Annotated in this window: 12 protein-coding genes and 3 tRNA genes; 9 read left to right on the forward strand and 6 right to left on the reverse strand. The window is 69.8% G+C overall.

Annotation, left to right across the window (positions count from 1 at the left end; genetic code table 11):
* Nucleotides 1-63: 63 nt before the first annotated feature.
* Entirely contained in the window at nt 64-1,074 is a 1,011-nt protein-coding gene (locus A4U64_RS08385; RefSeq protein WP_065923440.1) for a 3-isopropylmalate dehydrogenase, read from the forward strand.
* Nucleotides 1,075-1,119: 45 nt separating this feature from the next.
* Here A4U64_RS08385 and A4U64_RS08390 read toward each other — a convergent pair whose 3' ends face one another.
* Nucleotides 1,120-2,292 carry an MFS transporter gene (locus A4U64_RS08390; RefSeq protein WP_065922442.1) on the reverse strand — a complete coding sequence of 391 codons (1,173 nt, stop codon included), beginning with the start codon at nt 2,290-2,292 and terminating at the stop codon, nt 1,120-1,122.
* A gap of 114 nt (nt 2,293-2,406) precedes the next feature.
* Between A4U64_RS08390 and A4U64_RS08395 the strand changes: the two genes are divergently transcribed.
* From A4U64_RS08395 to A4U64_RS08415, 5 genes are all read left to right on the forward strand, one after another.
* Nucleotides 2,407-3,183: a fumarylacetoacetate hydrolase family protein gene (locus tag A4U64_RS08395; RefSeq protein ID WP_006934260.1), complete on the forward strand. Its 777-nt coding sequence runs from the start codon at nt 2,407-2,409 to the stop codon at nt 3,181-3,183.
* An 80-nt stretch (nt 3,184-3,263) separates the two neighbouring features.
* Nucleotides 3,264-4,736 carry a glutamate--tRNA ligase gene (gene gltX / locus A4U64_RS08400; RefSeq protein WP_006934261.1) on the forward strand — a complete coding sequence of 491 codons (1,473 nt, stop codon included), beginning with the start codon at nt 3,264-3,266 and terminating at the stop codon, nt 4,734-4,736.
* 172 nt (nt 4,737-4,908) lie between these two features.
* Nucleotides 4,909-4,980 (forward strand) — tRNA-Gln (locus tag A4U64_RS08405).
* 95 nt (nt 4,981-5,075) lie between these two features.
* Nucleotides 5,076-5,151 (forward strand) — tRNA-Glu (locus tag A4U64_RS08410).
* A gap of 59 nt (nt 5,152-5,210) precedes the next feature.
* A tRNA-Glu gene (locus A4U64_RS08415) sits at nt 5,211-5,286 on the forward strand.
* Nucleotides 5,287-5,339: 53 nt separating this feature from the next.
* On the opposite strand, the gene A4U64_RS28470 is transcribed toward A4U64_RS08415, so the two are convergent.
* From A4U64_RS28470 to A4U64_RS08425, 3 genes are read right to left on the reverse strand one after another with little or no spacing between them, the layout of a single operon-like run.
* The gene (locus tag A4U64_RS28470; RefSeq protein ID WP_006934262.1) at nt 5,340-5,507 is read right to left on the reverse strand and encodes a DUF5302 domain-containing protein; all 168 of its coding nucleotides are present in this window, start codon (nt 5,505-5,507) and stop codon (nt 5,340-5,342) included.
* Between the two features lie 49 nt (nt 5,508-5,556).
* Nucleotides 5,557-6,099: a pyridoxamine 5'-phosphate oxidase family protein gene (locus A4U64_RS08420; protein ID WP_065922443.1), complete on the reverse strand. Its 543-nt coding sequence runs from the start codon at nt 6,097-6,099 to the stop codon at nt 5,557-5,559.
* Between the two features lie 37 nt (nt 6,100-6,136).
* Complete coding sequence (locus A4U64_RS08425) at nt 6,137-6,841, reverse strand: IclR family transcriptional regulator (protein WP_029544405.1); 705 nt, start codon at nt 6,839-6,841, stop codon at nt 6,137-6,139.
* Nucleotides 6,842-6,971: 130 nt separating this feature from the next.
* Here A4U64_RS08425 and leuC point away from each other — a divergent pair, with 130 nt between their 5' ends.
* The 3 genes from leuC to A4U64_RS08440 all read left to right on the forward strand — a co-directional run bounded on the left by leuC (nt 6,972) and on the right by A4U64_RS08440 (nt 9,915).
* Entirely contained in the window at nt 6,972-8,390 is a 1,419-nt protein-coding gene (gene leuC, locus A4U64_RS08430; RefSeq protein ID WP_029544403.1) for a 3-isopropylmalate dehydratase large subunit, read from the forward strand.
* A 25-nt stretch (nt 8,391-8,415) separates the two neighbouring features.
* The gene (gene leuD / locus A4U64_RS08435; RefSeq protein WP_006934268.1) at nt 8,416-9,012 is read left to right on the forward strand and encodes a 3-isopropylmalate dehydratase small subunit; all 597 of its coding nucleotides are present in this window, start codon (nt 8,416-8,418) and stop codon (nt 9,010-9,012) included.
* 168 nt (nt 9,013-9,180) lie between these two features.
* On the forward strand, nt 9,181-9,915 hold the full coding sequence (locus A4U64_RS08440; protein ID WP_043796505.1) for an HU family DNA-binding protein: 735 nt from the start codon (nt 9,181-9,183) through the stop codon (nt 9,913-9,915).
* A gap of 98 nt (nt 9,916-10,013) precedes the next feature.
* Here the strand turns inward: A4U64_RS08440 and A4U64_RS08445 are convergent, their stop codons facing one another.
* Complete coding sequence (locus A4U64_RS08445; RefSeq protein ID WP_065922444.1) at nt 10,014-10,952, reverse strand: NUDIX hydrolase; 939 nt, start codon at nt 10,950-10,952, stop codon at nt 10,014-10,016.
* An 8-nt stretch (nt 10,953-10,960) separates the two neighbouring features.
* Nucleotides 10,961-13,177: an RNA degradosome polyphosphate kinase gene (locus A4U64_RS08450; protein WP_029544397.1), complete on the reverse strand. Its 2,217-nt coding sequence runs from the start codon at nt 13,175-13,177 to the stop codon at nt 10,961-10,963.
* Between the last annotated feature and the right edge of the window lie 2 nt (nt 13,178-13,179).

The following is a 13,179-nucleotide window of genomic DNA, read 5'->3' on the forward strand; positions in this document are numbered from 1 at the left end:
CCGATGGCCGCGATCGTCGAGCACGGTCGCGGCCGTCGTCGCGAAGAGGAAGAGAGTGTGCCCATGAAGCTTGCGGTCATCCCCGGTGACGGCATCGGTGTCGAGGTCACGGCCGAGGCCCTCAAGGTGCTCAGGACGCTGGTCCCCGATCTCGAGACCACCGAGTACGACCTCGGTGCCCGGCGGTACAACGCCACCGGGGAACTGCTCCCGGACGCCGACCTGGCGGCGATCCGCGCGCACGACGCGATCCTGCTCGGCGCCATCGGCGACCCGTCCGTCACCCCGGGCGTGCTCGAGCGGGGCCTGCTGCTGAACATGCGGTTCGCGCTCGATCACCACGTCAACCTGCGGCCGTCGCGGCTGTACCCGGGGGCGAAGTCCCCGCTCGCGGCGCAGCCGGAGATCGACTTCGTCGTGGTGCGGGAGGGCACCGAGGGCCCCTACACCGGCAACGGCGGCGCCATCCGCGTCGGCACCCCCCACGAGATCGCCACCGAGGTCTCGATCAACACCTGGTTCGGTGCCGAGCGCGTCGTGCGTTACGCCTTCGAGCTCGCGCAGAGCCGGCGCAAGCACCTCACCCTGATCCACAAGACCAACGTGCTCTCCAACGCCGGTGCCATCTGGACGCGTGCGGTCGAGACGGTGGGCGCGGAGTACCCGGAGGTCGAGACGGCCTACTGCCACATCGACGCCGCCACCATCTACATGGTCGACGACCCGGGCCGGTTCGACGTGATCGTGACCGACAACCTGTTCGGCGACATCATCACCGATCTCGCCGGTGCGGTCACCGGGGGCATCGGCCTGGCGGCCAGCGGCAACATCGATGCCTCCGGCACCAATCCGTCGATGTTCGAGCCGGTCCACGGCAGCGCCCCGGACATCGCGGGCAAGGGCATCGCCGACCCGACCGCGGCGATCCTGTCGGTCGCCCTGCTGCTGCGCCACCTCGGCCGGGCGGACGAGGCGGCCCGGGTCGAGCGTGCGGTCGAGGCGGACCTCGCCGCCCGCGGCACGGGCCCGATCGTGACCACGGAGGTCGGCGACCGCATCGCGGCCGCCCTCTGATCCGGTCTCGGTGCGGCCTCCCGGTGTCCGGGAGGCCGCACCGGCTCATTTGCGGGGGACCAGGGGCACCGCGGCGGCCGGGATCAGCGCGGCGAGCGCGAACGCCGCGGGAAAGCCGGCCAGTGCGATGAGCCCGCCGAACGCGGGACCCACGCACGCCGCCGCGACGAACTGGCCGGTGTTCTGGATGCCGAGCGCGCGGCCACCCCAGAACGGTCCCGCGATCTCGGCGACGGCGGTGAAGGCCAGCCCGTTCGGGGCCACCGTCGTCACCGATGCCACGATCAGCAGCGCGACGGCGACGGCCGAGTCGGTGAGCGCGGCGGCCGCGAGCGCTGCCATGGACAGCACGACGGAGAGCGCAACGAGCCGCAGCGGCCGCAGGCGGCTGCCGACCCGGTCGGACCACCCGCCGGCGGCGACGCGACCGAGCGCACCGAGGAACTGCGCGGCGGTGATGACCAGGCCCGCGGCGGACTCGGTCCAGCCGCGCTCGGAGATCAGCCACACCAGCGCGTAGGTCCACACCACGTACTGGGGCACCACCAGCAGCACCGACGCGGCGTGGATCCGTTGCAGCGACCGCCCGGCACGGTAAGGGTTGTCGAGCAGGCCGAGCTCTGCGGCCCGGCCGCGTTCCGGCCGCGGTGGGTCGACGATGCCGACCGCGCACGCCACCGCGGCGACGGCACACACCGAGGCGGAGAAGGCCAGGGCCGAGCCGATTCCGTGGTCGCGCGCGAGCGGCGGAATGGTCAACGCGGCGACGGCGACGCCGAGCGGCAGCGACATCTGCCGGATCCCCATGGCGAGACCACGCTGGTGCGGCGGGAACCAGCCGACGACGACGCGACCGCTCGCGGCGTTGGCGCTCGCCGCGGCGGCACCACCGAGAGCGAGCATGAGCGCGAGCATCGGCAGGGTCCCGCTGGCGGCGGCTGCGGCCGTGGCCGCCGCAGCCAGTGCGAGCCCTGCGGCCAGGACCCGCCGCTCGCCGTACCGGTCGGCCAGGGCACCCCACGCGACGAGGCTGACCACGACCCCGAATATCGGCGCGGCCGAAAGTGTTCCGGCCTGGGCGAGCGTGAGTCCGCGATCCTCGTGGAGCGCGGGGATGAGGAAGGCGGCGCCGTTGACGAGGACCGCCTGGGCCGCCTGCGCGAACACGCCGAGCGCCAGGATGACCCAGCGCCGCGCGCCGATGTCCCGAACCGTCATGTCATCTCACTATCTGAAACAAAATTCCCGTATTGTGAACTTCCCGGTGGCAGCCTATACCTGCGTCCCGTGGTCCGCAGGGCCGCCAGCGGCGACACGGATAGACTCCCCGGCATGCGCCTTGGTCGAATTGCCAGCCCGGACGGTGTCGCCTTCGTCAGCATCGAGGGAGAGGGGGACGCCGCGACGGCGAAGGAGATCGCCGAACACCCCTTCGGCACCCCGACCTTCACCGGCCGCAGCTGGCCGCTCGCCGACGTCCGGCTGCTCGCGCCGATCCTGGCGAGCAAGGTGGTCTGCGTCGGCCGCAACTACGCCGCCCATGCGGCCGAATCCGGGAACGAGGTTCCCGACGAGCCGGTGATCTTCCTCAAGCCGAACACCTCCATCGTCGGCCCGGGGGCGCCGATCGTGCTCCCGCCGAGCAGCGGCCTCGTTCACCACGAGGCGGAGCTCGCCGTCGTCATCGGCCGTCCCTGCAAGGACGTTCCGGCCGCGAAGGCCCTCGACGTCGTCCTCGGCTACACCGTCGCCAACGACGTCTCCGCGCGCGACCATCAGCAGCAGGACGGGCAGTGGACGCGGGCCAAGGGGCACGACACGTTCTGTCCCCTCGGCCCGTGGATCGAGACGAACATCGATCCCTCGGATCTCGAGATCTCCGCGGAGGTCGACGGGCAGACGCGCCAGCGCAGCCGAACGTCGTTGATGGTGCACGACATTCCGAAGCTGATCGAGTGGATCTCGGCGGTGATGACGCTGCTGCCGGGCGACGTGATCCTCACCGGGACCCCGGAGGGGGTCGGGCCGATCGTCGACGGCAACACCGTCTCGATCACCGTCGAGGGCATCGGCACGCTGACGAATCCGGTGACCGCCAAGCGCAGGTAGCAGGCGGACCGCGGCTTCGCGGCCGGCACGCCCGGGACTAGCCTGGAGGGGACTTTTCGATCCCTCGACCCGAGTGAGCCATGACCAACAGCGAAGTACGCGTTCGTTTCTGTCCGTCCCCGACCGGAACCCCGCACGTGGGCCTCGTGCGCACCGCCCTGTTCAACTGGGCTTTCGCCCGTCACCACGGCGGCACCTTCGTGTTCCGCATCGAGGACACCGACGCCGCCCGCGACACCGAGGAGTCGTACCAGGCGATCCTCGACGCGCTCCGGTGGCTCGGCCTCGACTGGGACGAGGGTCCCGAGGTGGGCGGCCCGTACGAGCCGTACCGGCAGTCGCAGCGCCGCGACCTGCATCTCGACGTCGTCGCCAGGCTGCTCGAGGCGGGCGAGGCGTACGAGTCGTTCTCCACGCCCGAGGAGGTCGAGGCGCGCCACCGCGCGGCCGGCCGCGACCCGAAGCTCGGCTACGACAACCACGACCGCGATCTGACCGCGGAGCAGCGGCAGGCGTACCGCGACGAGGGGCGCAAGCCCGTGGTGCGGCTGCGCATGCCCGATCACGACCTGACGTGGAACGACCTGGTGCGCGGCGAGACCACGTTCAAGGCCGGCACCGTGCCCGACTTCGCCCTCACCCGCGGCAACGGCATCCCGCTGTACACGCTCGTCAATCCCGTCGACGATGCCCTGATGCGGATCACCCACGTGCTGCGCGGCGAGGATCTGCTCTCGTCGACCCCGCGCCAGCTCGCGCTCTACGAGGCGCTGCAGCGCATCGGCGTGACCGATTTCACGCCCGAGTTCGGCCACCTGCCGTTCGTGATGGGGCAGGGCAACAAGAAGCTCTCCAAGCGCGACCCCGAGTCCAACCTGTTCATCCACCGCGACCGTGGCTTCATCGCCGAGGGACTGCTCAACTACCTCGCGCTCCTCGGCTGGGGCCTGGCCGACGACCGTGACGTCTTCTCGCTCGACGAGATGGTCGCCGCCTTCGACATCGCCAAGGTCAACTCGAATCCGGCCCGGTTCGACCAGAAGAAGGCCGACGCCATCAACGCCGAGCACATCCGCATGCTCGAACCGGCCGACTTCGCGGCCCGGCTGAAGGCGTTCCTCGTGGAGCACGGGCACATCACCGGTGACGTCGACGACGCCCGGTTCGCGGTGGCGGCCGAGCTGGTCCAGACCCGCATCGTGGTGCTCTCGGACGCGTGGGACCTGCTGAAGTTCCTCTACGTGGCCGAGGCCGACTTCACGCTCGACGAGGCGGCCGCGGCCAAGAACCTCGGCCCCGACGCCGCGCCCGTGCTGGACGCGACGATCGCCGCGGCCGACGGTGTGGCCGAGTGGAGCGCGGCGGCCCTCGAAGAGGCCCTCAAGGCCGCGCTGATCGACGAGCTCGGCCTCAAGCCCCGCAAGGCCTTCGCGCCGGTGCGCGTGGCGCTCACGGGCTCGCACATCAGCCCGCCCCTGTACGAGTCGATGGAACTGCTCGGCCGGGACGTCTCGCTCACGCGCCTGCGTGCCGCCCGGGCCCGCATCGCCTGAGCGGTGCCGGGCCGGCCGCGGCGCCCCCGCGGTCGGCCCGGCGTCGCGCAGGTTGTGGATTTACCCGCTCTGACCTGGCGATTTGTTATTGGGGGCACCCATGGTGCTAACCTTCTTCTCGGTTCGGAACGGAGGCCGCAGCGCCGCGAGGCAGGTCTTCGGAACAAGCCATTGGGGTATGGTGTAATTGGCAACACAGCTGATTCTGGTTCAGCCATTCTAGGTTCGAGTCCTGGTACCCCAGCGTCTGCCCGGTGATTTTGTCACCGAGCCTCGGCCGGTTAAGCTGGCTGAGCTTCCCGCCGCAGGGTGGGAGGAGCAACAGAGAAGAAAGTTCCTGGCCCCGTCGTCTAGCGGCCTAGGACGCCGCCCTCTCAAGGCGGTAGCGCGGGTTCAAATCCCGTCGGGGCTACCACGGACGGCCCTTCGATCGCGAGTTCGAAGGGCGTTCTTCTCTGAGCAGTGAAAGTTCCTGGCCCCGTCGTCTAGCGGCCTAGGACGCCGCCCTCTCAAGGCGGTAGCGCGGGTTCAAATCCCGTCGGGGCTACCACGCGAAGGTCCCTCCGATCCACGGATCGGAGGGACCTTCGCTGTTTGTGCTCGTCATCCGCTCTTGCGCCGGAAATTGCGGCGGTGGTCGGCGCTGCCGTGCGGCGCCTGCGCCTTGGCCCTCCCGTCGAGATGGTCCGAGCCGCGACGGGCGTGCTGATTCTTGCGCTCGAGGGCTGCGCGGAACTGCTCCGCGATCCGGTCCCCGCTCGGGTCGTTCATCGCTGTCTCCCTTCCCTCGCCCGGAGCTCGGTCCGGGACATCCCGGAATCTAACTCGGCAACCCGGCGTCTGCCGCCCGGTTTTCCAGGGCCTCGAACAGGTACGGTGCCGTGCTGCCGCCGATCGGCATCGCCGGCATCCCGAGCTTGCGGTGGTCCCAGGACCGGGTCCGGTCCGCGACGACCCGCACCGCGACGCGCTTGTGCATCATCTGCTCGACCGCGGGCCGCAACTCCGCGGTGTAGGGGCCGGTGTAGCGTTCCCACACGCTGCGGCACACCTCGAACAGCACCTCTCGATCCTCGACCACCTCGGCATGCCCCTCGAGCGAGACGCCGCGCAGGGTGTCGTAGGTGTGGCCGTCCTCGACCAGGGCGCTGATCCGGTTGTCGCGCCGCAGATTGACCGCCTTCTGCGATTTCAGCTTCGTCTCGAACCAGATCTCGCCGTCCAGCACCGCGTACCACATCGCGACGAGGTGCGGGAGGCCGCCGGGGCCGATCGTCGCCATCGTCGCGACGCGGCTGCGTTCGAGAAAGTCGCCGATCTCGGCGTCGGTCATCGTGATCTGTGTGCGCTGGTTGGTTCCCATCCGTGCACTGTCGCACAGGAGCCGGCGGGTGGACGGGCTACTGCAGTCGCTTCTGCAGCGCGTCGGCGGCCGCCAGCAGGTCCGCGGCCCAGCGCGCCCCGGGCCGGCGGCCCATGCGGTCGACGGGTCCCGAGACGGAGATCGCGGCCACGACGGCCCCGGATGCATCGCGCACGGGGGCGGCCACCGAGGCGACCCCGGGTTCGCGTTCGGCGACGCTCTGCGCCCAGCCCCGGCGCCGGACTTCGGCGAGGACCCGCTCGCCGAATGCGGCCTCCGGCAGGATCGCCCGCTGCGTCGCGGCGTCGGCCCAGGCGAGCAGGACCCTGGCTCCGGACCCGGCGGTCATCGGCAGCCGGGCCCCCACGAGGACGGTGTCGCGCAGGCCCGTCGGGGGTTCGAGGGCCGCGACGCACACCCGGTGGGTGCCCTCCCGTCGATACAACTGCACGCTCTCGCCGGTGATCTCGCGCAGGCGCGGCAGCACGAGCGAGGCGGCGTCGACGAGTGCGTCGCCCGCGCCTGCCGACAGTTCGGCCAGACCGGGACCCGGCCGCCACTGGCCGTCACCGTCGCGGGCGAGCAGCCGGTGCACCTCGAGCCCGACCGCGAGCCGGTGGGCGGTGGCGCGGGGAAGTCCGGTGCGGGCGCACAGTTCGGTGAGAGTGCAGGGCTGCTCCGCCACTGCATGGAGGACGGCCATCGCTTTGTCCAGCACTCCGATCCCGCTATGCTGTCTCATAGGTCGATACCTCCGTCTCGCATAATGGGAAGCATAACCCACGCGGAACCGGGCGGGGACGACAGCATTCGCGGCCCGGGACAGCCCCGAGAACGGGATCCGCGTTCGTCACGTACGACAGGTGGAGAAGATGGCTGGAAAGACTCTGGCGGAGAAGGTGTGGGACCAGCACGTGGTCGTGCGCGGTACGGGAGAGGGCGCGGCGCGACAGCCGGACCTGATCTACATCGATCTGCATCTCGTGCACGAGGTCACGAGCCCGCAGGCGTTCGACGGTCTGCGGTTGGCGGATCGGCCCGTGCGGCGGCCGGACCTCACCATCGCGACCGAGGACCACAACGTGCCCACGGTCGACATCGACAAGCCCATCGCCGACCCCGTCTCGCGCACCCAGGTCGAGACGCTGCGCCGCAACTGCGAGGAGTTCGGCATCCGGCTGCATCCGATGGGTGACGTCGAACAGGGCATCGTCCACGTCGTCGGACCGCAGCTCGGCCTGACGCAGCCGGGCATGACGGTGGTGTGCGGCGACAGCCACACCTCCACCCACGGCGCCTTCGGTGCCCTGGCGATGGGCATCGGCACGAGCGAGGTCGAGCACGTGCTGGCAACCCAGACACTGTCGCTGCGCCCGTTCAAGACCATGGCGATCACCGTCGACGGCGCACTGCCGCCCGGCGTCACGAGCAAGGATCTGATCCTCGCCGTCATCGCCCGGATCGGCACCGGCGGCGGCCAGGGCTACGTGCTCGAGTACCGCGGCGAGGCGATCCGGAAGCTGTCGATGGAAGCACGGATGACCATCTGCAACATGTCCATCGAGGCGGGCGCCCGGGCCGGGATGATCGCGCCCGACGAGATCACCTACGAGTTCCTGAAGGGCCGCCCGCACGCCCCCCAGGGCGCGGACTGGGACGCCGCGGTGGCCGCGTGGGAGCAGTTGAAGACCGACGAGGACGCGGTTTTCGACGCCGAGGTCCACATCGACGGCTCGTCCCTGACGCCCTTCGTCACGTGGGGCACCAACCCCGGCCAGGGCGCGCCCCTCGGCGCGTCGGTGCCCGACCCGGAGGCGATGGCGGACGAGGGTGAGCGCCTCGCGGCCGAGAAGGCGCTGCGGTACATGGGACTCGAGCCCGGAACCCCGCTGCGTGAGGTGCCGGTCGACACCGTCTTCGTCGGCTCGTGCACCAACGGCCGGATCGAGGATCTGCGCGCCGTTGCGGAAGTTCTCCAGGGCCGCAAGGTCGCCGACGGCGTTCGTATGCTCGTCGTACCCGGATCGATGCGCGTTCGTGCCCAAGCCGAAGCCGAAGGTCTCGGTGAGGTCTTCACGGCCGCGGGCGCGGAATGGCGCCAGGCCGGCTGCTCGATGTGCCTGGGCATGAATCCGGATCAGCTGGCGCCGGGCGAGCGCTGTGCATCGACCTCGAACCGGAACTTCGAAGGCCGCCAGGGCAAGGGCGGGCGCACCCACCTCGTCTCGCCTGAGGTCGCGGCGGCGACCGCGGTGCGCGGCACTCTCTCCGCTCCGGCGGATCTGGACTAGGTCACGGAACCGAAGGAGAATTTCGATGGAAGCCTTCACCACTCACAAGGGCATCGGCGTTCCGCTGCGCCGGTCGAACGTCGACACTGACCAGATCATCCCCGCGGTGTATCTGAAGCGGGTCACTCGAAGCGGATTCGAGGACGGGCTGTTTGCCGCCTGGCGCACGGATCCGGCCTTCGTACTGAACACTCCGCCGTTCGACCGGGGCAGTGTCCTCGTGGCCGGGCCGGATTTCGGCACCGGGTCCTCCCGCGAGCACGCCGTGTGGGCGCTGTCCGATTACGGCTTCCGCGTCGTGATCTCGTCCCGCTTCGCCGACATCTTCCGGGGCAACTCCGGAAAGGCCGGACTGCTGGCCGCTCAGGTCGAGCAGCCGGACGTCGAATTGCTCTGGAAACTCATCGAACAACAGCCGGGACTGGAGCTGGAGGTCGACCTCGAGCATCGCACCGTGACCGCCGGAACCACCGTGGTGCCGTTCAGCATTGACGACTACACCCGGTGGCGTCTGCTGGAGGGTCTCGACGACATCGGGCTCACGTTACGGCAGGTAGAGGCGATTTCCGAGTTCGAAAACGCAAGGCCGTCTTGGAAACCGCGGACCCTCCCGGCGCCCTGATCCGGCCCCGAATCGGGCCTGGGCGGGCCGGATCCGACGACACGTTCGGATCCGGCCCGCCTGTAATTTGCATGAGAATTGGCGTGGCACATAGACTCTTGCCCGTTTGCGGGTCTACCGTGGACTCGAGTCGGTCTGACGGTGGACCGTTATGTGCGGAGGAATGCAATGAACAAGGCAGAGCTGATCGATGTTCTGACCGAAAAACTCGGTTCGGACAGGCGCACTGCAACGGCGGCCGTGGAGCACATGGTCGACGCGATCGTGCGCGCAGTGCACTCGGGTAAGAGCGTCACGATCACCGGCTTCGGCGTCTTCGAGCAGCGCCGCCGCGCGGCGCGGGTCGCGCGCAACCCGCGCACGGGTGAGACCGTGAAGGTCAAGCCGACGTCGGTGCCGGCGTTCCGCCCCGGCGCGCAGTTCAAGGCGGTCATCGCCGGCAGCCAGAAGCTCCCCGCGACCGGTCCGGCCGTCAAGCGGGGCGCGGCTGCCGCGGCGAAGAAGACCGCGGCCGCGAAGAAGACCGCGGCCAAGAAGACCGCGGCGGCGAAGAAGACTGCCGCCAAGGCAGCTCCGGCGAAGAAGGCGACCACGGCGGCCAAGGCTCCGGCCAAGACCACCGCGGCGAAGAAGACCACGGCGGCCAAGGCTCCGGCCAAGACCACCGCGGCCAAGAAGACCACGGCGGCGAAGAAGACCACGGCGGCCAAGGCTCCGGCCAAGACCACCGCGGCCAAGAAGACCACCGCGGCGAAGAAGACCACCGCGGCCAAGGCTCCGGCCAAGACCACCGCGGCCAAGAAGACCACCGCGGCGAAGAAGACCACCGCGGCCAAGGCTCCGGCCAAGAAGACCACCGCGGCCAAGAAGGCGCCGGCCCGGAAGGCTGCAGCCAAGAAGTAGGGCTGCTGGGAGTAGGGCTGCCGAGAACTAGGGCTGCCAACCGGATACCGTCCGTTCGGCGGCCATCGGGGGGAACCTCGATGGCCGCCGAAGCGCGTTCAGGCGGGCCCGGCGGGCAGCGGGCTGTCGATGTGGTCCACCGCGACGAGCCGGTCGCCGGCGAGCGACAGCACCCACGTGCTGCCCTTGCGGTTACGCGTGTTCGGCGCGGTGATCCCGTCGTGCTCGGCCCACCATTGCACAAGGTCCGGGATCACCTTGCCCTGGCTGCAGATCACCGGCACCCCGCCGCGCTGGGCGAGGTCGAGCACCCGCTTGCGCCCGAGTTGCGGGTCGGCGCTGTACTCCTCCTCCGTGAGGGAGGGTTCGACGGCAACGTCGATCCCGAGCCGGTCCGCGAGCGGTTGCACCGTCTGCACGCAGCGTGCCCGGTCCGCGGCGACCACGCTGTCGGCGCCGAACGCGAGCAGTTGCGGAACGAGGGCCTGGGCCTGGGCACGGCCCGCCGCGTCGAGCGGCCGGTCCCGATCGTCGCCCCGGTGATTCCTGCGGCTGCCGGCCTTGGCATGCCGCACGATCAGCACCGTCGCCGTGTCCGGCGGCAGGGCCTGGAAGCGGCGCAGCACCGTGTGGTCCATCGGGTACGACAGGGCCGCGAAGGCGTCGTCGGGTGCGAGCCAGCGCAGCTCGTCGACCTCGTCGTTGGGGGTGAACTCCCCGCTGCGCTTCTCGGCGGCCCAGTAGTCCACCCGCTTGAGCTTGCGGTGACCCGGCACCGGGTAGGTGACCTTGCCGAGATACCGGCCGAGACGCGCCGAAATCCCGGTCTCCTCCTCGATCTCGCGCAGGGCGGCGACGATCGGGGTCTCGCCGGGATCGAGCTTGCCCTTGGGGAAGGACCAGTCGTCGTAACGCGGCCGGTGCACGACCGCCACATCGAAACGGTTCCGGTCGGTCGGATTCCGTCGCCAGAGGACAGCCCCGGCGGCGAAGATGTTGGCTCGCATTGCGTTGTCGGAAACGGGGGACACCGACATCCTTCCGATCAGGAGCTACGGCTACGCATGAGCTCTTCTTGATGGTCACGGGCCGCGGTTCCGGGAGCCGGCGACGCGAGCCAGGTTCCGTCGGCCCGCAACGTCCAGCACCGGGTGGCCGGGTCGAGCGCCGACTCGAAGATCGAGTCGAGTTGCGCCGCCAGCCGGGGATCCTTCACCTGTGCCATCACCTCCACCCGGCGATCGAGGTTGCGATGCATCATGTCGGCGCTGCCGATCCAGATCTCGTCGGCTGCCCGGAAATGCAGGACGCGCGAGTGCTCCAGGAACCGCCCGAGGATGGACCGCACCGTGATGTTCTCGCTCAGTCCGGGTACTCCGGGCTTGAGCGCGCAGATGCCGCGCACGACGATCTCCACCGGCACCCCCGCGCAGGAGGCGCGGTACAGCGCGTCGATGACCTGCTCGTCGACCAGCGCATTGGCCTTCAGGCGGATCCGGGCGTCGCGACCGGCCGCGTGGTGCTCGATCTCGGCGTCGATCCGTTCGATGATGCCCGCCCGCACGCCGTGCGGGGCCACGAGCAGGTTGCGGTACTTCGCCATCCGCGAGTAACCGGTGAGCGTGTTGAACAGATCGGTCAGGTCCGCGCCGATCTCCGGGGCGGCGGTGAGCAGGCCGACGTCCTCGTAGAGCCGGGCGGTCTTCGGGTTGTAGTTGCCGGTACCGATGTGGCAGTAGCGGCGGATGAGCGAGCCCTCCCGGCGGACCACGAGGCACGTCTTGCAGTGGGTCTTCAGTCCCACCAGGCCGTACACCACGTGCACGCCGGCCTGTTCGAGCTTGCGGGCCCACTTGATGTTCGCCTGCTCGTCGAAGCGGGCCTTGATCTCCACCAGCGCCACCACCTGCTTGCCGGCCTCCGCCGCGGCGATCAGTGCGTTGACGATGGGGGAGTCGCCGGAGGTGCGGTAGAGGGTCTGCTTGATCGCGAGCACCTGGCTGTCGGCTGCGGCCTGCTCGATGAACCGTTGCACGCTGGTGGAGAAGGAGTCGTAGGGGTGGTGCACCAGCACGTCGCCCTCGCGCAGCGTCGAGAACACGCTCTTGGGGGTCTCGCGTTCGCCGAACGCGGGGTGCGTGGCCGGCACGAACGGCCGGTCCTTCAGGTCGGGGCGGTCCACGCCGTGCACCTGCCACAGGCTCGACAGGTCCAGCAGTCCCGGCAGCTGCACCACGTCGGCGGGATCGACGTCGAGCTCGCGCAGCAGCAGTTCGAGCATGTGCTCGGTCATGTCGTCGGCGACCTCGAGACGCACGGGAGAACCGAAGCGGCGACGGGCGAGTTCCCGCTCGAGCGCCTGGAGGAGATCCTCGTCGCGGTCCTCCTCGACCTCGAAGTCGGCGTTGCGCGTGACCCGGAAGGCGTGGTGCTCGACGATTTCCATGCCGGGGAACAGCACGTCGAGATGTGCCGCGATGAGTTCCTCGAGAGGCAGGAACGCGTCGATCTCGTCCGGGGAGCCTTCCCGGCGGACCCGGACGAAGCGATCGACGTTGTCCGGCACCTTCACCCGCGCGAAGTGCTCCCCGGCGGACTCCAGATCCTTCACGGTGACAGCGAGGTTGAGGCTCAGCCCGCTGATGTACGGGAACGGGTGTGCCGGATCGACCGCGAGGGGCGTCAGCACCGGGAACACCTGCTCGACGAAGTACGCGGTCAGGCGCTGTTTTTCGTCGTCGGTCAGATCCTCCCAGTCGATGATGGAAATGCCTTCGGCGGTCAGGGCGGGCAGGACCGAATCGAGGAAGACGAGAGCGTGCCGGCGCGCGATCTCCTGGGTGCTGCGCGCGATGAGCGCGAGTTGCGCTCGTGGCGACAGCCCGTCGGCGGAGCGGACCGACAGGCCGGTTTCGGCACGGCGCTTGAGGCCGGCGACGCGCACCATGTAGAACTCGTCGAGGTTCGAGGCGAAGATCGCAAGGAACTTGGCGCGTTCGAGGAGCGGCAGAGACGTGTCCTCGGCCAGCGCGAGCACCCGCGCGTTGAAGTCGAGCCAGCTCAGTTCCCGGTTGAGGTAGCGGTCCAGCGGCAAGCCGTCGGCGACCGCCTGCAGCATCGTGGCTGCGGGCGGGGCACTCGGCGCCGAGGCCGAACGGGTGGCGGTGGTGCCGTCGAGTCCGGCTCCGCCGTCGCCGGATGCCCCGGCGAACCCGGGAGGTTCGGTGTCGATGCGCTGGTCCGTGGAATCGCCGTGTTTCACAC

This window comes from Rhodococcus sp. WB1, assembly GCF_001700945.1.
Classification (GTDB): domain Bacteria; phylum Actinomycetota; class Actinomycetes; order Mycobacteriales; family Mycobacteriaceae; genus Rhodococcus; species Rhodococcus aetherivorans.